A 23,509-nucleotide genomic window follows, 5' to 3' on the forward strand; every position below is an offset into this window, starting at 1 on the left:
CAGGGCCAAAATCAGCCACGAAGAGACGATTTTGGGCTGAAAATTGGAAAATTGAGCCACAGGACGTCGATAAAGGACGGTTTGGGGCGTCATATCGGGAGCTGCGGACCACTTAATCGCAACTTCCCTAAAGATGGTTATATTATCAAGAAAGATTTAAACTATCTATGGGTACAGGATAAAGATCAGCTTGCTATTCTTAGTAACATTGAATTGCTTAAATCTAAGTACATTACGAACACGATTACTTTCAATACCTATGTAACAGATTTGAAAGTATATGATGTGTTTACAATTGATTTTTCTGAAGCAGGTTTTAGTAATAACAAATATCGCGTAATTCAACGTACTGTACCAATGACTGTTGATAAAGCGGGTATTATTCAGATTACAGCAATTTCGTATGATGATGGTATCTATCAAGGAAAAGATCCGGGGCAATTCCCACAGGATGGATTAACAAATCTACCTAACCCAACATATGTACAACCGCCAACGAATCTACAGGCTCAACGCTTAGGGGCTACAGCATCAGGTAATACAGTACTGTTAACATGGGATCTTAGTCAGGATACAACTGTACGTGGTTATAAGATTCGTTATAAACGCAGTGATTCCAGTGTGTGGATCAACATTGGTAACGTAGGGCAGTACTCTACGAGTTTTGAGATATTAAATCTTCTATATGGTGTACAGTACGATTTTGCTATTGAGGCTTATAACACATTAGGTTATTCATCAGATTTAGTAGCTATCTATAATCAAACACCACAAGTTATTTTCGCATTGCCGAAGATTACTAGCCTTGATATGGTGAATGATGATGTGGGTTTAAACCAGACTTATGCTCAAGATTTTATTTTCCGTTGGGATGATCAGGCTAACTTAGCCGTAAATGGTAAAACCTTTGCCGATTTCTTCAAATACTATGAAATCCGTGTATATGACCGTTATCGTAATTACATCACGTCATATTACACCACTACAAGCAATTGGACGTACTCATATTCAATGAATACCAGTGATGGCCTAAGCCGTTACCGTGTGTTTGGGATCATCGCTCATGGTTGGGGTACTGGTATCTATAGTGAAGAAGTTCAGATTGAAGTTAGTAACCCACAGCATCCACAGTTGTTAGGTATCAATTTGAAGAGTGGTTATGATTCCGTGTTCATTGACTGGACAGAATCAAACGTACCTGATTATGCGGGGGTAGTTCTTCAAATCGCACTTGATGAGGGCTTTAGCTCAGGTTCTAAGTACTTTAGCAGTGCTAACCGCTATTCAGCATCGTTTGGTATTGAAGATGGCTCATGGTTCGCACGTGTGGCAGCCTATGACGTGTTCGGACAGGATGAATTGGTATGGTCGCCTACTATCGGTTTTAACCAAAACACGAAAGTACCGTACAGTAAATTGAACGAAGACGTTATTGATAGCCTACTTAACAGTGATACGGCTACTGGCATTGTTGAGAAACAGATCGTAGATGAACTTGGTTCACGCTGGCAGCTACAGGTATCAAACAACGGTAACGTAACGGGCATTGCCTTAGCAGCAGATGAAAAAACATCGGTGTTTACCGTCATGGCGGATCGCTTTAGCATCATCAGTACAGACAGTGCCAAGCTATCAGACAGGGTATATCCGTTTGTGGTTCAGGGTGGTAAGACTTATATCAACTCAGCGGTGATAGCATCAGCGAGCATCAATGAGGCTATGATAAATAACCTTTCCGTTTCCCGTGCGAAAATTCAGGATGCCGCAATAGACAATACGAAAATCGCCAATGCCGCAATCCGTAACGCCCACATTATGGACGGCGTGATCGACTCAGCGAAGATTAGCCAGCAGATACAATCCAGTAATTGGGATGGTGTGAATGGTTGGGCTATCAATAAAAATGGTAATGCCTGGTTTGGTAACGTATCTGTACGTGGAAATATACAGGCAACATCTGGTGTACTGAATAACGTTACTATCAATGAAAACTGTAACATTCTTGGTACTCTAAGTGCCGCACGTATCGTTGGTGATATTTGCCGTCCACAATCAACTGGTATCAACCCTGTACCGTTTATCTTTGGCTCTAAGACTGTATCAGGTGGGCAGGCCGCATTAAATCCAGTAGCTAACCAACACTATATAGCATTGCGTATACGTGGTGAAGATTTTCCACGTTATTTTGATAGTGATTTATCAATTGGTTTAACCTCATATGAACGTCAATACTTCTATATTCGTATGGGTGGTGATGGAATCGGTTTAACTAATCTCTATTATTATGATGCTGGTAACGGTGGTAGTTCTACATCTTTCAGATTGAATTCTATATATGTTCCGCCTGTAGGTCGTGGTAACTGGAATTATATCTATGTGATGTGTACAACTTCACGTAGTGGTATTGCTTCACTTAATGTTCCTGCTAACTGGTCATCATTCTTATATCGTGCTGGTGATCAGCCTTTATATAATGCGTAATAAATACTATTACCAAAATATAAAATAGGGAAGTACTAAATGGGTATGGGAACAATTCTTGCTTTGGTTATTAGTGGTTTAGTGCTGATATATACTATTTTCCGTGACAATACAAAAGATACTACTGACTTACTAAGTCGTGTATCTGATATTGAAACTACCATTGCGGTACAAGATAGTAACATTACACGTCTAAGCGACGAACAAGACAAGATGAAAGAAACCTTGCGAAATCTTGAAATTCAAATTCACGAATTGGATATCAAACTTGAAAGGATTATTACTATTCTTGAACAATCAAAGCAGTAACAAAAAAAAGGGATAGTATCAATTATGGTACTATCCCTTTTTCTTATTTGTTGGTTAATTGTGCGATCATCGCATTAACTCTATTTGGTGTCTGACGATACCATAAACTATCTTTCGCTTGTTTAATTGCTTCGGGGTAGTTGGCATCACGTAGTGCCTCAATCATCTTTTTAAACTTCATCGTTCCAGATAGGCCAAGTTGAAAAATCATGATGATCATGAAGTCTTGCCAATCTTTTGGAATGATTAGGTTTAGTTTACTTAGATGGCTTTCTGCTATAGCAATATCTTTATCAAGTAGGTGAAGTGCTTCTACTTCAGTAATACCATTATTGAAATTGTCACCTTGTAGTACTTTATGCCCGAATCCTACGGTTAAGAACCCTTCACTATCCTTATATGGATAATACTTGTTGTTTCTAAAGTACCCCATACGTGTTTGATATGCTCGTGATCCCTCATAATCTATTAGTCGTGTTTTTATATCCATTGAATAAATACCTTATGATAATTTTTATAAGGTATTTATATGGAAGCATGGCAATACAACGAAGATTGGAGTGAGAAGGAATTAACAAACGGTAGTTATGTAGGATTCGTGTATTTGTTCCAATTTGAAGATAACACAAGCTACATAGGTAGCAAACAGATGTACAAGAGAGTTAAGGACATTACTAAACTAAAAGATAATTCAATAGAAAACGGATGGCGTGAGTACAGTTCAAGTTCAAAGATAGTTAATTCCAAGATTGAAGAAGGGGTGAATTATACTCGAACCATTTTGTGGGCTTTCCCTTCGATGAAAGAAACACTTTTTGTAGAAACAGCATTAATTATAAACGAAGGACTAAAAACGGGTAATCTAAACCTTGCTGTAATGCATAAGGCAAGATTACCAAGTGGGAAAGATGCTGTACGTATTCGCGGAATCCTTCAATCATTATATGAAATACTCAATTAAGGAATAGATATGGCTTGGAGAAACAGCAATAGCCCTAGTGATATGAAGCGATTCATAAACAAGAATAGCCCAAAGATAGGACAAGAATTTAAGAAAGAATTAAGTAGCCGTATGCGTATTGTTACACAGCACATTCAAAGAAAGATTGATAATGATGTTGCGGGTGGTGGTGTCGCGTTTACTGGAAAGAGTATGTACTTTAACTTTAGAAAGATAAGTGAGTTCAATACAGTGAACCAAATCATTCTATTACCTAATCAAACATCATATCTAAAGTACATTCTTGATCCAGCATATAAACGTGTTAATGAAGGTAAGATTATACCGTACCAGAATGCTAAGTTAACTAAGCAAGGTAACATTACACAGCTACGTTCAAGAACCAAGAGTGATAAATACAAAAAGGTGAAGAGTAGGAACGGTAACACGTACTTAATCGACACTACCAAGAAATCCTCTAAACGTAATCCTAAACTGGCACGTGAACAAAGGGTGATTGGTTATTATGGTTCCGTTGGTAGAAAACCATTGTTTGATTTCTATGATGAAACCGAGAAGCAAGTAATAGAACAATTAAGAACATTACGCGGTACGTTTGATTACCGTTGGAGGAAGTAAGATGGATAACTTAGAAAATTTCCCATGTTATGATCATTCTGTACTAACAGATTTTTCTTTTCAGACAATACAACCTGTAAGTGTTACATTAACATATGATAAAGCACTATCTGGTAGTAAGCTCATAAAAAAGAAAGTAGATAAAACAAAAGGTGATTTAGTCGTATATAGCTTCCATCATCATACAACACCTAAAGTAAATGAAGATGATGTATTGATGGTTGAATTAATGAAAGAACAAGTAGAAGTAAAGGTACTATTATCTTACAACCACATCTTTAAAGGTCATCGCGTAGTTTCTTGTGTTTGCCAAATACAAGGATAACATATGTTAAGTATTATCATTGACCTTATCAAAAACGGTATAAGTCTTATCAGTAAGAACAAAACCGAAGTTGCTAAGTCAAAAGACGAACTTGAAACAGAAAAAACAAGTGAAGCACAGGAAACAAACCGTGAAGAGATCAAGGCTGGAAAAGGCTGGAGATCATTTTTAGGTTATGCGTGTACTGGTATTCTTGTTTATAACTATATCTTAGTACCTATCTTAGATTACTTTGGTATCGTTTTATTCTCATTCCCACTATCTGACATTATCAGAATCATCATTTTGTTACTTAGTGGTAACTAATTAGAAAGCCCCTTATGGGGCTTTTTTTTAAATTAAGTGGAGAAAATGCATAATGATTACAATCTAATTATAAAACATTGATAGTCGGTAATGCTTTTGATATGTATATTGCCATTTTTCAGTATGTCTCTTGATAACTCATAGACTATGCTGATAATCTAAAAAAGTATAAATGAGCTTCGAGGCTATTATGAAAAATGAAAATGATGTATCCAAAGAAGAGATGTTAAGTACAATAGTGGCACAAGCAAAAGAGTACGCAGCGATCGACTTTGAACAACTTGAAAGAGATGGTGTCATTAAAAAAATCAGGGGAGGTTATCTGGTTGTCAAGCATAGTAAACTACCTGATGCGGCTAGAAAGTTAATGAAATCACTTAAGTCTACGAAAGATGGTGTACAAATGATTATCAGTAAGCCTCCAAAGTCTTTTCTTGATTTAGGGAAGTGATTATGTAGGCCTCTTAACCGAGGCCATTTTCATTTGGGAGTATTTATATTAATCATGACGTTTTGCTGATTAGCATAAAGTTTTACATCGTTATCATGAAAAGCTATCGTCAATTCTAAACTTTCTGTTTCTTTTAAATTTAATGACTGCCTGATTTCTTTCTGATTGGTTTGGACTATCTGAGAGTAATAGTCTACCATTCTTTGAATATACATTAATCTACGTACGTCATGGAAACTATCACCATTAGTCATAGTTCCAAATAGTTGATAAACAGTTCCATCTTCCATTTGCATAGCATAGTTACAATGAGCATTTCGTAATGCCATGCGTTGTTTAGTATCTAAATTATGTCCTGTTATACCTTTCACTCTAAAGTGCTCTATAGATTCAGGAAGATACTTATGAATTTTTTTTATCAGATTTTCATTTACCCAAACATCAGAATATCCTCTTCCATGAGGCATAATGTCTATGAAAATGACGGCGTTTTCAAAAAACATACAAAATAAAACAGGACCTGTTCGCTTAAAGAATCCATTTTTAACGGGTTCTTCAGAAAGATGTAGGTGATGAATATTCCAAGAGTTTAATAGTAGGTCGTTGTAAATGTATTTTGTTGTACTCAAGGAAAGATGCGGATTTATTGTTAACCCAAGGGTAAGTTTCCTCTTGATGGATTCATATGCCTTTTCTGTTTCTTCAGGTACTTGAATTCCTGGTAGTTCGATTACTAATCTTCTTTTATCGCTTGGTATTCTTCTTTGTAAGGCGAAAACAGCTTTTAAATTTTCAATTGTTGTTAAGCTATCATCATATTGAAAACCAAACTGAGCTAACTGTTCATCAATATAAGTTCGCATTCCATTTTCAGGTGTGAATTTTATCATATCGAACATCCCTGTTTCAGTTTCACGCTGTAATTTTTTCTACTGAAAAGTACTGGTTTAATACATCAGCAATTCCAGTTTCTGTATTGTTACCTATTACTAAATCAGCACACGCTTTCACTTCATCAACAGCGTTACCCATAGCAACACCCAGGCCAGCAGTCTCCAGCATACTTAGATCGTTGAAATTATCACCAAAGGCCATAACCTGGCTCATAGATAAGCCTTGCGATTCTACCCATTGTGCCAGGCGTTTACCCTTACTGTTTCCGGCTTGTGCTATGTCTACTTGGTCGTGCCAAGACCATTCACAAGCAAGGCCAAGCTCACGCTCTACGATCTGACCAAAGCGATGTAGTTTTTCAGTATCAGAATCAGTAAGGGCGAATTTCCATATAGCATCAACATTTTGAGAGGCTTCACTCAGAGAGGGTACTTGTTTGAATACTGGACGTTGTGACTCTGGAAGAGATTTAGCCCAATTTTCTGTACGGATAATATGCCCCGTTGGATTTTGATAAAACATGGCATCATCGGCATACATCAGACTATGAACATTGTAACTATCAAGTAGGTTTACTAATTGAGTAGCTTGTTCTGGTTGTAATGGGTCTGAGGCAATAACTCTTTTTTCGGCGTAATCGTACAATAAAGCACCGTTACAACATATAGCTGGTGTATTCAGTGCTAATGCCTGATAAAAAGGATGGATGGCTACAAAGTGCCGTCCGGTAACTATGACAACCTTTGCCCCTGATTTACGGGCATTCTGTAGGGCAGTTAATGAGGCTGGTAAAATAGTTTTTTCTGGCGTCAATAAAGTGCCGTCCAGATCAAGGGCGATTACCTGATAGTCCATGTAGTGATTCACCTGATTTTGGTATGTAGTTTTTCCGATAGTACACCGCTTTGCGGCTACGACGAAACAAGGTGAAGAGAGTCTTGTTGAGCACTGGAACAACGTTGGATACTGGCGTATTGCCCTGGATTGGTGAAAATGTTGTAATAAGCGTCACACACTCAAATAAGTGCCATTACAACAAATTGCAGGTGTATCTAACGCCAGTGCCTGATAAAAAGGGTGAATGGCTACGTGATGTCGACCCGTTACGATAAGGAGTTGATATCCCGCTTCCTGCGCGCGTTTAAGCGCTTCCAGAGAAGAGGGGAGAAGGGTTTTTTGCGGCGTCAGTAAGGTACCGTCTAAATCCAGAGCAATCACACGCGAGGTCATCTGTTTTCCCGGGTTAATATTGAATTTACGTTTTGATGGGATGGTACACCGAGAGGCGAAGGCTTCAAAATTCCTGTCGACAATTCAGCATTCACCGTCAAAAGTTAATTACTTTCATGCGCAGTGAGGAGTGAATATTCATGAAACAAACCGTTTATACCGCCAGTCCTGAAAGCCAGCAGATCCACGTCTGGCGCTTAAATACCGAAGGGACACTCACGCTGGTTCAGGTTGTTGATGTGCCAGGCCAGGTACAGCCGATGGTCATCAGCCCGGATAAACGTTTCTTGTACGTGGGTGTGCGCCCGGAGTTTCGCGTGCTGGCCTATCGCATCTCTCCGGACGACGGCGCGCTGACGTACACTGCCGAAGCGCCGTTGCCGGGCAGTCCAACCCATATCTCAACCGATCGTAAAGGCAACTTTGTCTTCAGCGGCTCGTATAATGCGGGCTGCGTCAGCGTAACGCGTCTGGAAGATGGCATTCCGGTCGAAACCGTGGATGTGGTGGAAGGGCTGGAAGGCTGCCACTCGGCGAATATCTCTCCGGATAACCGCACGCTGTGGGTGCCTGCCCTGAAGCAGGATCGTATCTGCCTGTTCACCCTGAGCGACGATGGTCACCTGGTGGCGCAGAATCCAGCTGAAGTCACGACGGTAGAAGGTGCAGGCCCGCGTCATATGGTCTTCCATCCGAACCAGCAGTACGCCTATGTGGTCAACGAACTGAACAGCTCCGTGGACGTATGGGAGCTGAAAGATCCAAACGGTCAGATTGAGTGCGTGCAGACGCTGGATATGATGCCGTCTGATTTCTCCGACACCCGCTGGGCGGCGGATATTCACATTACGCCAAATGGCCGTCATCTGTACGCCTGTGACCGCACCTCCAGCCTGATCACCGTGTTTAGCGTTTCCGAAGACGGCAGCGTGCTGGCGATTGAAGGCTTCCAGCCGACGGAAACCCAGCCGCGCGGCTTTAATATCGATCACAGCGGCAAATACCTGATTGCGGCGGGGCAGAAATCCCACCACATCGCGCTGTATGAAATTAAAGGCGAGCAGGGGCTGCTGGAAGAGAAAGGGCGCTACGCCGTAGGCCAGGGGCCGATGTGGGTGGTGGTTAACGCTCACTAAGCGGCTTAAACAAAAAACCTCGCGAATGCGAGGTTTTTTTATGCCCGGTGGCAGTGCGTTTACCGGGCTTACATAACCTGTAGGCCGGGTAAGGCAAAGCCGCCACCCGGCAAAAGGACAGCTTACTGCTTCGGCTCAGCAACCACTTTGCTACCCAGACCGCGGTTGTTGTACTCCCACATACGGTTGAAGTTAGCGTCGTTCAGGTTGCGCTGCACGTTCCCTTTATCGTCCACCGCACCGGTATTGCCGGAGAACGGACGTTTAGAGATCGCCGCATCCGCCCACGGCTTCGCCATGTTGAAGCCTTCGTTGATCACGCTGTCGCGGATCACCACCTGACCGTTGGTCGCTGCGTCCACGTCCAGGGAGCGTCCCAGCTGCGCCACGCCGTCACCGGCAGCGTTAAAGCGGCTGTTCACGGCCAGGAAGCCGAAGAAGAGGTTCGACGGGGTTGCCGGAGCAAACACGTAACCTTCCTGCTGGGTACGTGAGTTCACCACGCGGAAATCGGTGTTATCAAATACCACCGCGCCGCGGCCGGACACCAGATCCACGTCACCTTCAACGTAGCTGTTGGTTACCAGCGTACGGGTCAGACGGTTATTCTGCAGGGTGTTCTGCACGCCGCTGTTGGTCACGAAGAAGGTGTTCTGACGACCCAGAATGTTCACGTTGTTAATCTGAACCTTATCGCCATCGCTGCGCAGCGCGACCGCCTGGTGGTTACCGGCGTCAACGCTGTCGCCCAGGGTATTCTGGATGGTCAGGTTCTGCAGCTGCAGACCGTTATTCTGAGACCAGAATACCGCTGAGCACATCACGCCAACGGTGGCGGAACGCTTGCTCTGGCAGTTATCAAACATGTACCACGCCGGTTTGCCCGGCATATATTTACCGGCCGGGTTCACCAGGTGACGCCAGGTGTTGCTGTCGATTTCAGAATCAATCGCCAGGCCAATTTTTACGTCGATTGCTTTTTCGCCCAGACCGTAAAGCGTAATGCTGCCCGGTGCCGCCGGAACATAGACGGTGCCTTCATATTCGCCTGGCAGGATCGCGATGTACTGGCGAGACGCGCTGTGTTTCGTGATGGCAGCATCAACCGCAGCCTGAATAGAGGTATGCGTTACGCCCTGCGCACCTGCCGGGCCAACCACGAAGTCAGGCTGTTTCGGCAGGTTAATCGAAGACGGGGTCCACGGCGCAGCGTTAGGATCCATCGACGAGAAGTAGTGCGCACGGTCGAAGTTCTTCGCTTCATCAGCGGACAAAATCGGGCGGGAGGCGGTACCGGGCGCGACCTGCTCAGAAGGGCGCTGATCCGGTGGGGTTGAACTGCATGCGGATAAGGTCACGCCAAAGGCGAGCGCTAACGCCAGACGGGAAATCCTGGAAATGTTCAAGGTGAAGCTCCTGGGTATGCAAGTCTTTACGGGATAGACGAAATAGCCTGCTTTTTTATACTAAGTTGAGCGAAACGGGAAGATAAAAAGGGTAAAAGTTGCATTTTTAGCCCTGGAGCGGCGGGTAAGTGATCACAAATAAATAACATTTTCCGCAAAGTCGGTTGACAGCAGACAACAGATGAAAATAAATGTCTATACAACCCATGACAAGTGGAAAGCCCATGCAGCAGATTCATCCTGACGATGTGATATGGCGAAATGCGCGACTGGCTACGATGGCGCCGGACGTCCGTGCGCCCTATGGACTGAAAGATCAACACGCCCTGGTTATACGGGGTCAAACTATCCTGGCCGTGATACCTGAATCTGACATTCCGGCCGGACACACTCACTGTGTCGATCTTCAGGGTCGTCTGGTCACCCCGGGCCTGATTGATTGCCATACCCACCTGGTGTTTGGCGGCGATCGCGCGGCGGAGTGGGAGCAGCGTCTGAACGGTGTCTCTTATCAAACCATCAGCGCCCAGGGGGGCGGGATTAACGCGACCGTGACGGCGACGCGCAGCAGTTCACCCGAAACCCTGCTTAAGCTGGCACAGCAGCGGCTTCAGCGTCTGATAAATGAAGGCGTCACCACGATTGAAATCAAATCGGGATACGGCCTCAACGCCGAGGCCGAAGAGAAAATGCTGCAGGTCGCACGCCAGCTGAGCCTCAATAATCCGATCGATATCAGCCCAACGCTGCTGGCGGCCCATGCCGTTCCGCCGGAATACCGACAGGATCCGGATGCCTACCTCACGCTGGTCTGCGAGCAAATATTGCCCACGCTGTGGCAAAAAGAGTTGTTTGAAGCTGTCGACGTGTTCTGTGAAAACGTCGGCTTTACCCCGTCGCAAACCGAGCGCCTCTTCAAGGCGGCGACCGCGCTCGGTATTCCGGTGAAAGGGCACGTCGAGCAGCTGTCGAATCAGGGCGGTGCGGCATTGGTCAGCCGGTATAAAGGACGCTCAGCCGATCATATCGAATATCTTGACGACGCAGGCGTTCAGGCGATGGCGCAAAGCGGCACGGTTGCGGTCCTGTTGCCGGGCGCGTTCTATTTTCTGCAGGAGCGCCAGCGTCCGCCGGTGGAACAGCTCAGAAAACACGGCGTGCCGATGGCGGTCGCCACCGACTATAACCCCGGCACCAGCCCGTTTGCCAGCCTGCACCTGGCGATGAACATGGCCTGCGTCCAGTTTGGCCTGACGCCCGAGGAAGCCTGGGCTGGCGTCACGCGCCATGCCGCGCAGGCGCTGGGCCGCGGTGAAACCCACGGACAGCTGCGGGCCGGGTTTGTCGCTGATTTCATCGTCTGGGATGCTCACGATCCGGTAGAGATGGTCTACGAGCCGGGACGCAATCCGCTGTATCAACGTATTTTCCGTGGGGAGGCAGTATGAGGTTATGGCGGCCCGTCGCCGAAACGGTCTGGCAGGGGCGCGACGACAGCGCCGAGGCCAGCAACGCAACGCGCATTTTCCAGACGATACGGCAGCAGGGGACGTTCACGCCGCTGGCATCCGGCATTGCGCTGATAGGCTTTGAATGTGATGCAGGGGTAAAACGTAATCAGGGCAGGCCCGGCGCCGTGCAGGCGCCTGATGTGCTGCGTAAGGCGCTGGCAAATATGGCAAGCCATCTGGGGCACGAGCGGCTGGCGGATATGGGGTCGGTTTACGTTGAAGGTGACGAGCTGGAAGCGGCACAGCAGGCGTTAAGCGATGCCGTGACGTCATGCCAGCGGTCCGGGATGCGCACGCTGGTCTTTGGCGGCGGACACGAAACCGCGTGGGCGCACGGTCGCGGCGTGCTGGACGCCTTTCCGAACGAGCGGGTGGTCATTATCAACCTGGATGCCCATCTCGATCTGCGCAAGGCCGACCGGGCGACGTCCGGCACGCCGTTTCGCCAGCTGGCGCACTACTGCGCTGAGCGCGGGCGGTCATTTCAGTACGCCTGCTTTGGCGTGAGCCGGGCGGCGAACACGCAGGCGCTGTGGGATGAGGCCGAGCGCCTGAACGTCACGCTGGTGGAGGATCTCCATTTCAGGCGCGATGCGCTATCCGCGCTGGAAAAGGTGCTGGCCCAGGCCGATCGCGTCTACCTGACAATCGATCTGGACGTCCTGCCCGCCAGCGAAATGCCCGCCGTTTCCGCTCCGGCTGCGTTAGGCATACCGGCACTGGATCTCCTCCCCGTTATCGAACAAATCTGCCGTAGCGGTAAGCTACAGGCCGCCGATCTGGTAGAGTTTAACCCGCAGTTCGATCGGGACGGGCAGGGCGCAAAGCTTGCCGCCCGTCTGGCCTGGCAAATTGCTCACTGGTGGGCATAACACTATTCAAGGAGTCACGATGTTTTCACGCTCACCCCTGCCGCCGTCGAGCCCTCCCGCGCCTTTCTACGAAAAGGTGAAGCAGGCGATCAGCGAAAAAATCGCCACCGGCGTCTGGCGGCCGCACGACCGCATTCCCTCGGAGGCCGATCTGGTGGCGCAGTTTGGCTTTAGCCGGATGACCGTCAACCGGGCGCTGCGCGAGCTGACCGACGAAGGGCTTCTGGTGCGCCTGCAGGGCGTCGGGACGTTTGTGGCGGAGCCGAAAGGGCAGTCCGCCCTGTTTGAAATCCGCAGCATTGCGGACGAGATTGCCGCGCGTAATCATCAGCACCGCTGTGAGGTGCTGGTGCTCGAAGAGACTCAAGCCAGCGCCGAGCAGGCGGTAGAGCTGAATGTTAAAGAAGGCAGCCGGATCTTCCACTCGGTGATGGTGCATTTCGAAAACGACATTCCGGTGCAGATTGAGGATCGCTGCGTGAACGCCGAACGGATACCGGACTATCTGAACCAGGATTACACCCAGACCACGCCGCACGCCTATCTCTCGCTCGTCGCACCGCTGACGGAAGGGGAGCACATTGTGGAAGCCGTGCGCGCCACGCCGCAGGAGTGCGAACGGCTGCGCATTAAAGAGCACGACCCGTGCCTGCTGATCCGCCGTCGAACCTGGTCCTCGTCGCACATCGTGTCACATGCCCGTCTGCTTTTCCCGGGGAACCGTTACCGGCTGCAGGGCCACTTTATGTCATAAGTTTTATAAGCGTGATCGCTAACGCAATATAACAAAATTGTATCTTTTTTGTTAAATCCGACCTTGTGTGTGCTTGTCTATACAAGTATATCTAAATGCATCATCTGTCCCGTATAGGAGCACACAATGTCGTCAGGTAAATACCGCCAGCAGGACGTCCGCGCCGCGCGCGGCACCACCCTTACTGCCAAAAGCTGGCTCACCGAAGCCCCGCTGCGCATGTTGATGAACAACCTTGATCCTGAGGTGGCGGAAAACCCCCACGAGCTGGTGGTCTACGGCGGCATTGGCCGCGCCGCGCGCAACTGGGAATGCTATGACGCCATTGTTAAGGCACTGACCGAACTCGAACACGACGAAACCCTGCTGGTGCAGTCCGGCAAGCCGGTTGGCGTGTTTAAAACCCACAAAAATGCCCCGCGCGTGCTGATCGCCAACTCTAACCTCGTGCCGCACTGGGCCACCTGGGAACACTTCAACGAACTGGACGCGAAAGGGCTGGCGATGTATGGCCAGATGACCGCCGGGAGCTGGATCTACATCGGCAGCCAGGGGATCGTGCAGGGCACGTACGAAACCTTCGTGGAAGCCGGTCGCCAGCACTACAACGGCTCGCTGAAAGGCCGCTGGGTATTGACCGCCGGTCTGGGCGGCATGGGCGGCGCGCAGCCGCTGGCCGCCACGCTGGCCGGAGCATGTTCCCTGAACATTGAGTGCCAGCAGAGCCGCATTGATTTCCGACTGCGCACCCGTTACGTCGACGAACAGGCCGAGAATCTCGATGACGCGCTGGCGCGCATCAAAAAATACACGTCCGAAGGCAAAGCGGTGTCGATTGCCCTGTGCGGCAACGCGGCGGACATTCTTCCTGAACTCGTCGCCCGCGGCGTGCGCCCGGATCTGGTCACCGACCAGACCAGCGCCCATGACCCGCTGCACGGCTACCTGCCAAAAGGCTGGTCGTGGGAAGAATATCAGCAAAAAGCGGAGACCGACCCGGAAGGTACGGTGCTTGCCGCGAAACGCTCCATGGCCGAGCACGTCTCCGCGATGCTGGCCTTCAGCCAGATGGGCATTCCGACCTTTGACTACGGCAACAACATTCGCCAGATGGCGAAAGAGATGGGCGTGAGTAACGCCTTCGACTTCCCCGGCTTCGTCCCGGCCTATATCCGCCCGCTGTTCTGCCGCGGCATCGGACCGTTCCGCTGGGTTGCCCTGTCCGGTGACCCGGAGGATATCTACAAAACCGACGCCAAAGTGAAGGAGATCGTCGCGGATGACGAGCATCTTCACCACTGGCTGGACATGGCCCGCGAGCGCATTAACTTCCAGGGCCTGCCGGCGCGTATCTGCTGGGTAGGGCTGGAGTGGCGTCAAAAACTGGGCCTCGCCTTCAACGAAATGGTGCGCAACGGTGAAGTTTCCGCGCCGATCGTCATCGGCCGAGACCACCTGGACTCCGGCTCCGTCGCCAGCCCGAACCGCGAAACCGAAGCCATGCGCGACGGCTCGGACGCGGTCTCCGACTGGCCATTGCTGAACGCCCTGCTCAACACCGCCAGCGGCGCGACCTGGGTGTCGCTGCACCACGGCGGCGGCGTGGGAATGGGCTTCTCCCAGCATTCCGGGATGGTCATCGTCTGCGACGGTACCGATGAAGCCGCCGCGCGTATCGCTCGCGTGCTCCACAACGACCCGGCCACCGGCGTGATGCGTCACGCGGATGCGGGTTACGAGATTGCCATTGACTGTGCCAAAGAGCAGGGACTTAACCTGCCGATGATCCCTGCCACACAAGGAAAGCATGAATGAACGCGTTAACACTCACTCCCGGCTCACTGACGCTCAAGCAGCTGCGTAACGTCTGGCGTCAGCCGGTCACCCTGTCGCTTGATGAAAGCGCCCACGCCGCCATTAACGACAGCGTGGCCTGCGTTGAAGCCATCGTTGCCGAAGGGCGCACGGCTTACGGGATTAATACCGGCTTTGGGCTGCTGGCGCAGACCCGCATCGCGACGCACGATCTGGAAAACCTGCAGCGTTCGCTGGTGCTGTCGCACGCGGCGGGCGTGGGTCAGCCGCTTGACGATGAGATTGTCCGTCTGATGATGGTGCTCAAAATCAACAGCCTGGCGCGCGGTTTCTCCGGCATTCGCCTGAGCGTGATTCAGGCGCTGATGGCGCTGGTTAATGCGGAGGTCTATCCGTGGATCCCGGCGAAGGGCTCCGTCGGTGCCTCCGGCGATCTCGCGCCGCTGGCGCACATGTCGCTGCTGCTGCTGGGCGAAGGCAAAGCGCGCTGGCAGGGCGAGTGGCTGCCTGCGAAAGAGGCGCTGAAAAAAGCCGGCTTAACGCCGATCACGCTGGCGGCGAAAGAGGGGCTGGCGCTGCTGAACGGTACCCAGGCATCGACCGCTTTCGCGCTGCGCGGCCTGTTTGAAGCGGAAGATCTGTTTGCCTCGGCGGTGGTGTGCGGTGCGCTGACCACCGAAGCGGTGCTGGGCTCGCGTCGCCCGTTCGATGCCCGCATCCACGAGGTGCGCGGTCAGCGCGGGCAGATTGATGCCGCCGCGATGTACCGTCACGTGCTTACCGACACCAGCGAAATTGCCGATTCACACCATAACTGCGAAAAGGTGCAGGATCCGTATTCCCTGCGCTGCCAGCCGCAGGTGATGGGCGCGTGCCTGACGCAGCTGCGCCAGGCGGCGGAGGTGCTGCTGGTGGAGGCCAACGCGGTGTCCGATAACCCGCTGGTATTCGCCCAGGAAAACGAGGTGGTCTCCGGCGGTAATTTCCACGCCGAGCCGGTGGCAATGGCGGCGGATAATATCGCGCTGGCGATTGCCGAAGTCGGCGCGTTGTCCGAGCGCCGCATCGCGCTGATGATGGATAAACACATGTCCCAGCTGCCACCGTTCCTGGTGCGTAACGGCGGGGTCAACTCGGGCTTTATGATTGCTCAGGTGACGGCCGCAGCGCTGGCAAGCGAGAACAAGGCGCTGTCGCACCCGCACAGCGTGGACAGCCTGCCAACGTCTGCAAACCAGGAAGATCACGTTTCGATGGCACCGGCTGCCGGGCGTCGTCTGTGGGAGATGGCCTCCAACACCCGCGGCGTGCTGGCGGTGGAATGGCTGGCGGCAAGTCAGGGTATCGATCTGCGTGAAGGGCTTAAATCCAGCCCGCTGCTGGAGCAGGCGCGCCAGGTGCTGCGCGAGCATGTATCGCATTACGATGACGACCGCTTCTTTGCGCCGGATATTGATAAGGCGATGCAGCTTCTGGAAGAGGGGCGGCTGGTAGGGCTGTTACCTTCGGTGCTGTGATTTTTTGCCCGGTGGCGCTGCGCTTACCGGGCCTACGAGTTCGAAATCCAGGCCGGGTAAGGCGTAGCCGCCACCCGGCTTTTTTTACGAATACATCGCCGTTATCGACGCGCTCCCCAGGGAATGGAAATGCACGTTAAACCCGACCATCGCGCCGCTCGCGCCTTCATCGACCTCAATCTTCTCCACATCCAGCGCGTGCACCGTGAAGATATAGCGGTGGGTTTCCCCTTTTGGCGGCGCCGCGCCGCCGTAGCCCGCTTTACCAAAGTCAGTACGCGTCTGAATGGCACCTTCAGGCAGGGCAACCAGGTCTGAACCGGAACCCTGCGGCAGCACGCGCGTGTCGGCAGGCAGGTTTGCCACGATCCAGTGCCACCATCCGGAACCGGTTGGCGCATCCGGGTCATAGCAGGTCACGACAAAGCTTTTGGTGCCTGCCGGAACCTCGTCCCACGCCAGGTGCGGGGAGATGTTATCGCCCTGATACCCCATGCCGTTGAAAACGTGCCGTTCCGGCAGCTTTTCACCGTCGCGCAGATCTTTACTGATGATTTTCATACGGTTTACCCTCGTTGATCGCTCGTTCAGCAAGTGTAATGCATTGGGTTAAATCGTGAAATGCGCGGGAATGTTAACGGCTGTTACAACCGCGTCGGTTAATTTTCGAAGCTGCTCTGGCGTGATGCTGTACGGCGGCATCAGATAGATAAGCTTGCCGAAAGGCCGGACCCACACGCCCTGGTTCACGAAGAAGCGCTGCAGCGCCGCCATATTCACCGGATGGGTGGTTTCAATCACCCCAATGGCGCCCAGTACGCGCACGTCCGCCACGAAATTCGCGCCCGAGGCGGCGCTCAGTTCCGCTTTCAGCTGCGCTTCTATCGCCGCAACCTGCGTCTGCCACTCGCCGCTCTCCAGAATCGCAAGGCTTTCGCTCGCCACGGCGCAGGCCAGCGGGTTACCCATAAACGTCGGGCCGTGCATAAAGCAGCCGGCTTCACCGTCGCTGATGGTGTCGGCCACCTGGCGGGTCGTAAGCGTGGCGGAGAGCGTCATGGTGCCGCCGGTCAGCGCTTTACCGAGGCACAGAATATCCGGCGCAATACCCGCATGTTCGCAGGCAAACAGCTTGCCGGTGCGGCCAAAGCCGGTGGCGATCTCATCGGCAATCAGCAGAATGCCCTCGCGGTCGCACATCCTGCGAATACGCTTCAGCCATTCCGGGTGGTACATCCGCATCCCGCCCGCGCCCTGCACGATCGGCTCAAGAATGACGGCTGCAATCTCATGACGATGTGCCGCCATCAGTCGGGCGAAGCCGACCATGTCCATCTCGTTCCACTCGCCGTCGAAGCGGCTCTGCGGCGCCGGGGCGAACAGGTTTTCCGGCAGATACCCCTTCCACAGGCTGTGCATGGAGTTGTCCGGATCGCACACCGACATCGCTCCGAAGGTATCCCCGTGATAGCCGTTGCGGAAGGTGAGGAAACGCTGGCGCGCTTCGCCTTTGGCGTGCCAGTACTGCAGCGCCATTTTCATCGCCACTTCCACCGCCACGGAGCCGGAATCCGCCAGGAACACGCACTCCAGCGAGTCAGGCGTCATCGCCACCAGACGGCGGCATAAATCCACCGCGGGCTGGTGGGTGATCCCGCCAAACATCACGTGCGACATCTGGTCAATCTGGGCCTTCATCGCCGCGTTCAGGCGCGGGTGGTTATACCCGTGAATCGCCGCCCACCAGGAGGACATCCCGTCAACCAGCCGCTCGCCGCTGGCGAGGTGCAGCTCGCAGCCGTGGGCGGAGGCCACCGGATAGACGGGAAGGGGGCAGGTGGTGGAGGTGTAAGGGTGCCAGATATGCTGCTTGTCGAAGGCGAGATCGTCCTGGGTCATAATCGACTTGTAAACCATTTTGAAAAGTTTTAGGTTTACGAGTATAAACCGAACCGAAAATTAACAAAACCCTTTGGAGAAGCCCGATGGCTCACCACGCACGCTGGACGATGTCGCAAGTTACTGAATTATTCAACAAACCTTTCCTTGAGCTGATGTTCGAAGCCCAACAGGTGCATCGTCAGCATTTCGATCCCCGCCATGTTCAGGTCAGCACGCTGCTGTCGATCAAGACCGGCGCCTGCCCCGAAGACTGCAAATATTGCCCGCAGAGTGCGCGCTACAAAACCGGCCTGGAGTCAGAGCGCCTGATGGAAGTGGAGCAGGTCCTTGACTCCGCGCGCAAGGCGAAAAACGCTGGATCAACCCGCTTCTGCATGGGCGCGGCGTGGAAGAACCCGCACGATCGCGACATGCCGTATCTGGAGCAGATGGTGAAGGGCGTGAAGGAGATGGGCCTCGAAGCCTGCATGACCCTCGGTACGCTCAACGAAGAGCAGGCGCAGCGCCTCTCGGCCGCGGGGCTGGATTACTACAACCACAACCTCGACACCTCGCCGGAATTTTACGGCAACATCATCACCACGCGTACCTACCAGGAGCGTCTGGATACGCTGGATAAAGTGCGTGACGCGGGGATCAAGGTCTGCTCCGGCGGCATCGTGGGCTTAGGCGAAACGGTGAAAGACCGCGCGGGCCTGCTGCTGCAGCTGGCGAACCTGCCGACCCCGCCGGAAAGCGTGCCGATCAACATGCTGGTGAAGGTCAAGGGCACGCCGCTGGCGGATAACGAGGACGTGGATGCGTTTGATTTTATCCGCACCATCGCGGTGGCGCGCATCATGATGCCAACGTCTTACGTTCGCCTCTCTGCGGGCCGCGAGCAGATGAACGAGCAGACTCAGGCGATGTGCTTTATGGCCGGGGCCAACTCCATCTTCTACGGCTGCAAGCTGCTGACCACGCCGAACCCGGAAGAGGACAAAGACGTTCAGCTGTTCCGCAAGCTGGGGCTGAACCCGCACCAGACCGAGGTGCTGACGGGCGATAACGAGCAACAGCAGCAGCTGGAGCAGCAGATTTTTAACGCCGACACCGACCAGTTCTACAACGCGGCAGCCGTATGACCTGGCAGGCACGTATCAACTCTGCGCTCGACGACCGTCGGGCGGCAGAGGCATTTCGCGTTCGCAGGGTGGTGGAAAACGGCGCGGGCCGTTTTCTTACCCGTGAAGGCCAGCAGTTCTGCAATTTCTCCAGCAACGACTATCTTGGGCTGAGCCAGCATCCGGCCATTATCCGCGCCTGGCAGCAGGGCGCGGAGCGGTTTGGCGTGGGCAGCGGCGGATCGGGACACGTCAGCGGATACACCACGGCGCATCAGGCGCTGGAAGAGGCGCTTGCCGACTGGCTGGGCTACCCGCGCGCGCTGCTGTTTATCTCTGGGTTTGCCGCCAACCAGGCGGTCATCACGGCACTGATGGGCAAGGACGATCGCATTGTCGCCGATCGCTTAAGCCACGCCTCCCTGCTGGAGGCGGCAAATTTAAGCCCGGCGCAGCTGCGGCGTTTTGCCCATAACGATGCGGGGCAGCTTGCTGCGCTGCTGGATAAACCCTGCGACGGACAACAGCTGGCGGTCACGGAAGGGGTGTTCAGCATGGACGGCGACAGCGCGCCGCTTGCCGCGCTGCACGAGGCCGCAAAGCGGCAAAACGCCTGGCTGCTGGTGGACGATGCCCACGGCACTGGCGTGATGGGCGACGAAGGGCGCGGGAGCGCATACCAGCAAAACGTGAAGCCGGAGCTGTTGATTGTCACCTTCGGCAAAGGCTTTGGCGTCAGCGGCGCCGCCGTGCTGTGCAGCGAATCCGTCGCCGACTATCTGCTGCAGTTTGCCCGCCACCTGATTTACAGCACCAGCATGCCTCCGGCGCAGGCCGTAGCGCTGTCGGCGTCGCTGGCGGTGATACGCAGCGCAGAAGGAGATGAGCGTCGCCAGCGGCTGGCAGAGCATATTGCGCGCTTCCGTCAGGGACTCGCGGCGCTGCCTTTCCACAGTCCCGATTCGCAGAGCGCTATCCAGCCGGTGATTGTCGGTGAAAATGCCCGCGCGCTGGCACTGGCACAGGCGCTGCGCCAGCGCGGCATGTGGGTCACCGCCATCCGCCCGCCAACCGTTCCACCGGGCACGGCGCGGCTGCGCTTAACCCTGACGGCGGCGCATGAAGCACAGGATATTGAGACGTTGCTGGAGGCGCTCCATGATGCCGGTGAATAAGCAGGCCATCGCGGCGGCATTTGGCCGCGCCGCGCAGAGCTATTCGCAGCATGATGAGCTGCAGCGTCTGAGCGCGCAGGGGCTTCTGGCCGCGCTTGGCGAGACCTCGTTTGCGCAAGTGCTGGACGCCGGCTGTGGTCCCGGCAGCAACAGCCGCTACTGGCGCGGGGCGGGAAGCCAGGTGACGGCTATCGATCTCTCCGCCCGGATGCTGGAAGAGGCACGCCAGCGGCAGGCGGCAGATCGTTATCTGCTGGCCGATATCGAGGCGATCCCGCTGGCGGACGCGCAGTTTGATCTGGTCTGGAGCCATCTGGCGGTTCAGTGGTGCAGCAGCCTGCCGCAGGCCCTGCGCGAGCTTTATCGCGTGGCGCGGCCGGGCGGGAAGGTGGCCTTTACCACCCTGCTGGAAAGTTCGCTGCCGGAGCTGAATCAGGCCTGGAAAGCGGTGGATGAACAGCCGCACGCTAACCGGTTTTTATCGCATGAGCAGGTGACGCAGGCGCTGGCAGGCTGGCGCTATCGCAGCACGGTGCAGACCATCACGCTCAATTTTAGCGATGCGTTCAGCGCCATGCGTTCGCTGAAGGGCATCGGCGCCACGCACCTGCATACCGGACGCGAGAAAAAACCGCTTACCCGGGGTCAGCTGCAGCGCCTTGAGCTGGCCTGGCCGCAGCAGCGGGGGCATTTCCCGCTCTCCTATCAACTTTTTCATGGGGTTATCGAACGTGACTGAACGTTATTTTGTCACCGGCACGGACACAGAAGTGGGCAAAACGGTTGCCAGCACGGCATTGCTGCAGGCGGCACGGCTGCTCGGGAAAAACACCGCCGGGTATAAGCCCGTGGCGTCCGGCAGCGAGATGACGGCGGAAGGGCTACGCAACACCGACGCGCTGGCGCTCCAGCGTAACAGCACGCGTGAACTCGCCTATTCTGCAGTGAATCCGTACACCTTTGCCGAACCGACCTCGCCGCACATTATCAGCGCCGATGAAGGCCGTCCGATTGATTTTGCCGTGCTGTCTGCCGGACTGCGGACGCTGGAAAATCAGGCCGACTGGGTGCTGGTGGAAGGGGCCGGCGGCTGGTTTACGCCGCTTTCAGACACGCAGACGTTTGCTGACTGGGTGCAGGCCGAGCAGCTTCCGGTCATTCTTGTCGTCGGCGTCAAGCTGGGCTGCATCAATCACGCCATGTTGACCGCACAGGCCGTACAGCAGGCAGGGCTGCGTCTGGCGGGCTGGATAGCCAACGACGTGGTTGCGCCGGGTAAACGCCATCAGGCGTATCTGGCGACGCTCAGGCGCGTCCTTCCCGCGCCGTGCCTCGGGGAAATTCCCTGGCTGGCTGACGGCGCGGAAAATGCCGAAATCGGACGTTATCTCGATCTCAGCGTTTTGCTTCCCGCGACATCCAGTGAGCGATAAGCTCGTCATCCAGTTCGTTAACGTGGCCCTGCGCCACGTTACGCCCGCGATAGAGCAGACAGAAACGGTCCGCCACCCGGCGGATAAACGACAGCTGCTGCTCCGCTAACAGCACCGTCATCCCTAACTCCCGGTTTAAGCGCCCCAGCAGCTGCACCAGCTTCTGGGCAACGCTGTGCCCCGCGCCGTGCAGCGGTTCATCCAGGATCAGCAGGTGAGGGCGGTTCACCAGCGCATTAGCCAGCGCCAGCTGATACTGGTCGTCCGGAGAGAGCGTGTTGGCGCGGGTTCGTCGCAAGGCATAGAGCGCCGGGAACAGGTCGTAAACGTCATTTTTCGCCTCCGGGTTCGGTTTTCCCGTCGCCCGCATGGCGATATGCAGGTTCTCCTCAATCGTGAGCTGGGAGAAGATCCGCCTGTCCTGCGAGACATAGCCTATCCCCGGCCCGGAACGCTGTTCTGGCGGCGGGTTGAGCAAATCGCGCGGCGGCGCGCCCGCCTCATACCAGATGATGCTGCCGCTTTCGACGGGCACTTTCCCGGCGATGCAATTCATGAGGGTGGTTTTTCCCATCCCCGGCAGGCCAACGACGCCTGTACACATCCCTTGCGGAAAATCTAAATCCACATTCCATAGCGTATGTTGACTTCCGTAAAACTGATTCACTGCACGCAGGCTCAACATCTTTCTCTCCTTAAAAATGTGTGTAGGTGTGGCTCGTTGTTAAACTGCAAAACCCCTGCCATAAAGCGGAAAGTGATTAAAAAAGCGTCTTTTTTAGGAATAAGTCACAGAAGCGCGGGGGATAAAAAGGGGGATTGCACATCGACGGTGCCGACGGTGGTGAGTTGTGGTGCAGAGCCAGAAATGATGGAAATGTGAGCAAGATCTCGTCAGTTGGTTATGAATGACGCGACTGTTAATAAGCAAAAAAGAGCTATAAAAATTTTTTGCTGCCGCCTCGTGGGAAAATCCGGGAATTTGCAGAGCGCCAGTCTGTATGGGCTGGAAGCAGTTATCCACTATTCCTGTGGATAACCATGTGCATTAGAGTTAGAAAACACGCGATAAGCGAGAGAAGACGCGGCTTACGCCCAAATTGACGCGAAACGCGGCTTTAGAAAATATCGTTTATTTTTTAATTGGTTAGATAAAATCAATTCCCGTCATGAAAGTGTCACCCGTTGCCATAAAACTATCATTACCTGGCTTGACAAATGTTAAAAAAGAAAAAGTTCTGGGGATAACCTGACCTGACTGGTGTTTTATGTTGCCACTGTCCAAATTTTGGCCGCTATCGCGCTAATCA

General features: G+C 52.8%; 24 protein-coding genes and 1 pseudogene. 17 read left to right on the forward strand and 8 right to left on the reverse strand.

Going from position 1 to position 23,509, the window contains the following annotated elements; all coding sequences use genetic code 11:
• Both ACOTXT_RS03790 and ACOTXT_RS03795 read left to right on the forward strand, forming a co-directional pair.
• Nucleotides 1-2,481 (forward strand): phage tail tip fiber protein (locus ACOTXT_RS03790; RefSeq protein WP_421625282.1); only part of this gene is annotated, 2,481 nt, incomplete at its 5' end.
• 39 nt (nucleotides 2,482-2,520) lie between these two features.
• On the forward strand, nucleotides 2,521-2,790 hold the full coding sequence (locus ACOTXT_RS03795; RefSeq protein WP_046852895.1) for a hypothetical protein: 270 nt from the start codon (nucleotides 2,521-2,523) through the stop codon (nucleotides 2,788-2,790).
• A gap of 43 nt (nucleotides 2,791-2,833) precedes the next feature.
• Here ACOTXT_RS03795 and ACOTXT_RS03800 read toward each other — a convergent pair whose 3' ends face one another.
• Nucleotides 2,834-3,280, reverse strand: coding sequence for a glycoside hydrolase family protein (locus ACOTXT_RS03800; RefSeq protein ID WP_032656300.1), 447 nt, complete (start codon nucleotides 3,278-3,280; stop codon nucleotides 2,834-2,836).
• Between the two features lie 39 nt (nucleotides 3,281-3,319).
• Between ACOTXT_RS03800 and ACOTXT_RS03805 the strand changes: the two genes are divergently transcribed.
• The 5 genes from ACOTXT_RS03805 (at nucleotide 3,320) to ACOTXT_RS03825 (ending at nucleotide 5,451) form a co-directional block, all read left to right on the forward strand.
• The gene (locus tag ACOTXT_RS03805) at nucleotides 3,320-3,751 is read left to right on the forward strand and encodes a hypothetical protein (protein WP_032674393.1); all 432 of its coding nucleotides are present in this window, start codon (nucleotides 3,320-3,322) and stop codon (nucleotides 3,749-3,751) included.
• A gap of 9 nt (nucleotides 3,752-3,760) precedes the next feature.
• Nucleotides 3,761-4,369 carry a hypothetical protein gene (locus ACOTXT_RS03810; RefSeq protein ID WP_048619567.1) on the forward strand — a complete coding sequence of 203 codons (609 nt, stop codon included), beginning with the start codon at nucleotides 3,761-3,763 and terminating at the stop codon, nucleotides 4,367-4,369.
• A gap of 1 nt (nucleotide 4,370) precedes the next feature.
• Nucleotides 4,371-4,694: a hypothetical protein gene (locus ACOTXT_RS03815; RefSeq protein ID WP_128302283.1), complete on the forward strand. Its 324-nt coding sequence runs from the start codon at nucleotides 4,371-4,373 to the stop codon at nucleotides 4,692-4,694.
• A gap of 3 nt (nucleotides 4,695-4,697) precedes the next feature.
• On the forward strand, nucleotides 4,698-5,000 hold the full coding sequence (locus tag ACOTXT_RS03820; protein WP_032674394.1) for a hypothetical protein: 303 nt from the start codon (nucleotides 4,698-4,700) through the stop codon (nucleotides 4,998-5,000).
• 190 nt (nucleotides 5,001-5,190) lie between these two features.
• On the forward strand, nucleotides 5,191-5,451 hold the full coding sequence (locus tag ACOTXT_RS03825) for a hypothetical protein (protein ID WP_421625283.1): 261 nt from the start codon (nucleotides 5,191-5,193) through the stop codon (nucleotides 5,449-5,451).
• Between the two features lie 29 nt (nucleotides 5,452-5,480).
• Here the strand turns inward: ACOTXT_RS03825 and ACOTXT_RS03830 are convergent, their stop codons facing one another.
• The 3 genes and pseudogenes from ACOTXT_RS03830 to ACOTXT_RS03840 form a co-directional block, all read right to left on the reverse strand.
• A complete protein-coding gene (locus tag ACOTXT_RS03830) occupies nucleotides 5,481-6,341 on the reverse strand; it encodes a hypothetical protein (protein ID WP_126787445.1) in 861 nt (286 codons plus the stop codon).
• Nucleotides 6,342-6,363: 22 nt separating this feature from the next.
• Nucleotides 6,364-7,200, reverse strand: coding sequence for a pyridoxal phosphatase (locus ACOTXT_RS03835; protein WP_032674400.1), 837 nt, complete (start codon nucleotides 7,198-7,200; stop codon nucleotides 6,364-6,366).
• A gap of 162 nt (nucleotides 7,201-7,362) precedes the next feature.
• Nucleotides 7,363-7,575, reverse strand: a pseudogene (locus ACOTXT_RS03840) (HAD-IIB family hydrolase); the annotation flags it as partial.
• 140 nt (nucleotides 7,576-7,715) lie between these two features.
• Between ACOTXT_RS03840 and pgl the strand changes: the two are divergent.
• Nucleotides 7,716-8,711: a 6-phosphogluconolactonase gene (gene pgl, locus ACOTXT_RS03845; protein ID WP_023292974.1), complete on the forward strand. Its 996-nt coding sequence runs from the start codon at nucleotides 7,716-7,718 to the stop codon at nucleotides 8,709-8,711.
• Nucleotides 8,712-8,833: 122 nt separating this feature from the next.
• Here the strand turns inward: pgl and ACOTXT_RS03850 are convergent, their stop codons facing one another.
• A complete protein-coding gene (locus ACOTXT_RS03850; RefSeq protein WP_008501124.1) occupies nucleotides 8,834-10,117 on the reverse strand; it encodes a putative acyl-CoA thioester hydrolase in 1,284 nt (427 codons plus the stop codon).
• Between the two features lie 224 nt (nucleotides 10,118-10,341).
• On the opposite strand from ACOTXT_RS03850, the gene hutI reads away from it, so the two are divergent.
• From hutI to hutH, 5 genes are all read left to right on the forward strand, one after another.
• Nucleotides 10,342-11,565 (forward strand): imidazolonepropionase, encoded by a 1,224-nt coding sequence (gene hutI, locus ACOTXT_RS03855; RefSeq protein WP_055321528.1) that lies wholly within the window; start codon nucleotides 10,342-10,344, stop codon nucleotides 11,563-11,565.
• A complete protein-coding gene (hutG, locus tag ACOTXT_RS03860) occupies nucleotides 11,562-12,500 on the forward strand; it encodes a formimidoylglutamase (RefSeq protein WP_055321529.1) in 939 nt (312 codons plus the stop codon). The genes hutI and hutG overlap by 4 nt, the downstream gene beginning before the upstream one ends.
• Nucleotides 12,501-12,519: 19 nt before the next feature.
• Complete coding sequence (locus ACOTXT_RS03865) at nucleotides 12,520-13,254, forward strand: histidine utilization repressor (protein ID WP_045417467.1); 735 nt, start codon at nucleotides 12,520-12,522, stop codon at nucleotides 13,252-13,254.
• 126 nt (nucleotides 13,255-13,380) lie between these two features.
• A complete protein-coding gene (gene hutU, locus ACOTXT_RS03870) occupies nucleotides 13,381-15,069 on the forward strand; it encodes a urocanate hydratase (RefSeq protein WP_063929884.1) in 1,689 nt (562 codons plus the stop codon).
• Nucleotides 15,066-16,586, forward strand: coding sequence for a histidine ammonia-lyase (gene hutH / locus ACOTXT_RS03875; RefSeq protein ID WP_023617880.1), 1,521 nt, complete (start codon nucleotides 15,066-15,068; stop codon nucleotides 16,584-16,586). The genes hutU and hutH overlap by 4 nt, the downstream gene beginning before the upstream one ends.
• Nucleotides 16,587-16,670: 84 nt before the next feature.
• Here the strand turns inward: hutH and ACOTXT_RS03880 are convergent, their stop codons facing one another.
• Together ACOTXT_RS03880 and bioA are read right to left on the reverse strand one after the other, a co-directional pair.
• On the reverse strand, nucleotides 16,671-17,147 hold the full coding sequence (locus ACOTXT_RS03880; RefSeq protein WP_008501131.1) for a kinase inhibitor: 477 nt from the start codon (nucleotides 17,145-17,147) through the stop codon (nucleotides 16,671-16,673).
• A 48-nt stretch (nucleotides 17,148-17,195) separates the two neighbouring features.
• A complete protein-coding gene (gene bioA / locus ACOTXT_RS03885; protein WP_416187338.1) occupies nucleotides 17,196-18,485 on the reverse strand; it encodes an adenosylmethionine--8-amino-7-oxononanoate transaminase in 1,290 nt (429 codons plus the stop codon).
• A gap of 86 nt (nucleotides 18,486-18,571) precedes the next feature.
• Here bioA and bioB point away from each other — a divergent pair, with 86 nt between their 5' ends.
• Genes bioB through bioD form a run of 4 tightly spaced genes read left to right on the forward strand, consistent with a single transcriptional unit; the run spans nucleotide 18,572 to nucleotide 22,199 of the window.
• The gene (gene bioB / locus ACOTXT_RS03890; RefSeq protein WP_008501133.1) at nucleotides 18,572-19,612 is read left to right on the forward strand and encodes a biotin synthase BioB; all 1,041 of its coding nucleotides are present in this window, start codon (nucleotides 18,572-18,574) and stop codon (nucleotides 19,610-19,612) included.
• Nucleotides 19,609-20,766, forward strand: coding sequence for an 8-amino-7-oxononanoate synthase (bioF, locus tag ACOTXT_RS03895; protein ID WP_055321532.1), 1,158 nt, complete (start codon nucleotides 19,609-19,611; stop codon nucleotides 20,764-20,766). Before bioB ends, bioF begins: the two co-directional genes overlap by 4 nt.
• A complete protein-coding gene (gene bioC / locus ACOTXT_RS03900; RefSeq protein WP_039266002.1) occupies nucleotides 20,750-21,505 on the forward strand; it encodes a malonyl-ACP O-methyltransferase BioC in 756 nt (251 codons plus the stop codon). Before bioF ends, bioC begins: the two co-directional genes overlap by 17 nt.
• Complete coding sequence (gene bioD, locus ACOTXT_RS03905) at nucleotides 21,498-22,199, forward strand: dethiobiotin synthase (protein WP_074165755.1); 702 nt, start codon at nucleotides 21,498-21,500, stop codon at nucleotides 22,197-22,199. The genes bioC and bioD overlap by 8 nt, the downstream gene beginning before the upstream one ends.
• On the opposite strand, the gene ACOTXT_RS03910 is transcribed toward bioD, so the two are convergent.
• Complete coding sequence (locus ACOTXT_RS03910; protein WP_008501137.1) at nucleotides 22,162-22,884, reverse strand: ABC transporter ATP-binding protein; 723 nt, start codon at nucleotides 22,882-22,884, stop codon at nucleotides 22,162-22,164. The genes bioD and ACOTXT_RS03910 overlap by 38 nt on opposite strands.
• Between the last annotated feature and the right edge of the window lie 625 nt (nucleotides 22,885-23,509).

The sequence above is a fragment of the Enterobacter cloacae complex sp. IR5422 genome, from assembly GCF_049238165.1.
GTDB lineage: Bacteria > Pseudomonadota > Gammaproteobacteria > Enterobacterales > Enterobacteriaceae > Enterobacter > Enterobacter roggenkampii.

What these genes read in the sequence shown, in the direction of transcription:
- ACOTXT_RS03805 (WP_032674393.1), top strand. Translation starts at nt 3,320, where the DNA reads ATGGAAGCATGGCAATACAACGAAGATTGGAGTGAGAAGGAATTAACA.
- ACOTXT_RS03795 (WP_046852895.1), top strand. Translation starts at nt 2,521, where the DNA reads ATGGGTATGGGAACAATTCTTGCTTTGGTTATTAGTGGTTTAGTGCTG.
- bioC (WP_039266002.1), top strand. Translation starts at nt 20,750, where the DNA reads ATGATGCCGGTGAATAAGCAGGCCATCGCGGCGGCATTTGGCCGCGCC.
- hutU (WP_063929884.1), top strand. Translation starts at nt 13,381, where the DNA reads ATGTCGTCAGGTAAATACCGCCAGCAGGACGTCCGCGCCGCGCGCGGC.
- ACOTXT_RS03810 (WP_048619567.1), top strand. Translation starts at nt 3,761, where the DNA reads ATGGCTTGGAGAAACAGCAATAGCCCTAGTGATATGAAGCGATTCATA.
- hutH (WP_023617880.1), top strand. Translation starts at nt 15,066, where the DNA reads ATGAACGCGTTAACACTCACTCCCGGCTCACTGACGCTCAAGCAGCTG.
- ACOTXT_RS03800 (WP_032656300.1), bottom strand. Translation starts at nt 3,280, where the DNA reads ATGGATATAAAAACACGACTAATAGATTATGAGGGATCACGAGCATAT.
- hutI (WP_055321528.1), top strand. Translation starts at nt 10,342, where the DNA reads ATGCAGCAGATTCATCCTGACGATGTGATATGGCGAAATGCGCGACTG.
- ACOTXT_RS03910 (WP_008501137.1), bottom strand. Translation starts at nt 22,884, where the DNA reads ATGTTGAGCCTGCGTGCAGTGAATCAGTTTTACGGAAGTCAACATACG.
- pgl (WP_023292974.1), top strand. Translation starts at nt 7,716, where the DNA reads ATGAAACAAACCGTTTATACCGCCAGTCCTGAAAGCCAGCAGATCCAC.
- bioA (WP_416187338.1), bottom strand. Translation starts at nt 18,485, where the DNA reads ATGACCCAGGACGATCTCGCCTTCGACAAGCAGCATATCTGGCACCCT.
- ACOTXT_RS03880 (WP_008501131.1), bottom strand. Translation starts at nt 17,147, where the DNA reads ATGAAAATCATCAGTAAAGATCTGCGCGACGGTGAAAAGCTGCCGGAA.
- ACOTXT_RS03865 (WP_045417467.1), top strand. Translation starts at nt 12,520, where the DNA reads ATGTTTTCACGCTCACCCCTGCCGCCGTCGAGCCCTCCCGCGCCTTTC.
- hutG (WP_055321529.1), top strand. Translation starts at nt 11,562, where the DNA reads ATGAGGTTATGGCGGCCCGTCGCCGAAACGGTCTGGCAGGGGCGCGAC.
- ACOTXT_RS03835 (WP_032674400.1), bottom strand. Translation starts at nt 7,200, where the DNA reads ATGGACTATCAGGTAATCGCCCTTGATCTGGACGGCACTTTATTGACG.
- bioB (WP_008501133.1), top strand. Translation starts at nt 18,572, where the DNA reads ATGGCTCACCACGCACGCTGGACGATGTCGCAAGTTACTGAATTATTC.
- ACOTXT_RS03815 (WP_128302283.1), top strand. Translation starts at nt 4,371, where the DNA reads ATGGATAACTTAGAAAATTTCCCATGTTATGATCATTCTGTACTAACA.
- bioF (WP_055321532.1), top strand. Translation starts at nt 19,609, where the DNA reads ATGACCTGGCAGGCACGTATCAACTCTGCGCTCGACGACCGTCGGGCG.
- ACOTXT_RS03830 (WP_126787445.1), bottom strand. Translation starts at nt 6,341, where the DNA reads ATGATAAAATTCACACCTGAAAATGGAATGCGAACTTATATTGATGAA.
- ACOTXT_RS03825 (WP_421625283.1), top strand. Translation starts at nt 5,191, where the DNA reads ATGAAAAATGAAAATGATGTATCCAAAGAAGAGATGTTAAGTACAATA.
- ACOTXT_RS03820 (WP_032674394.1), top strand. Translation starts at nt 4,698, where the DNA reads ATGTTAAGTATTATCATTGACCTTATCAAAAACGGTATAAGTCTTATC.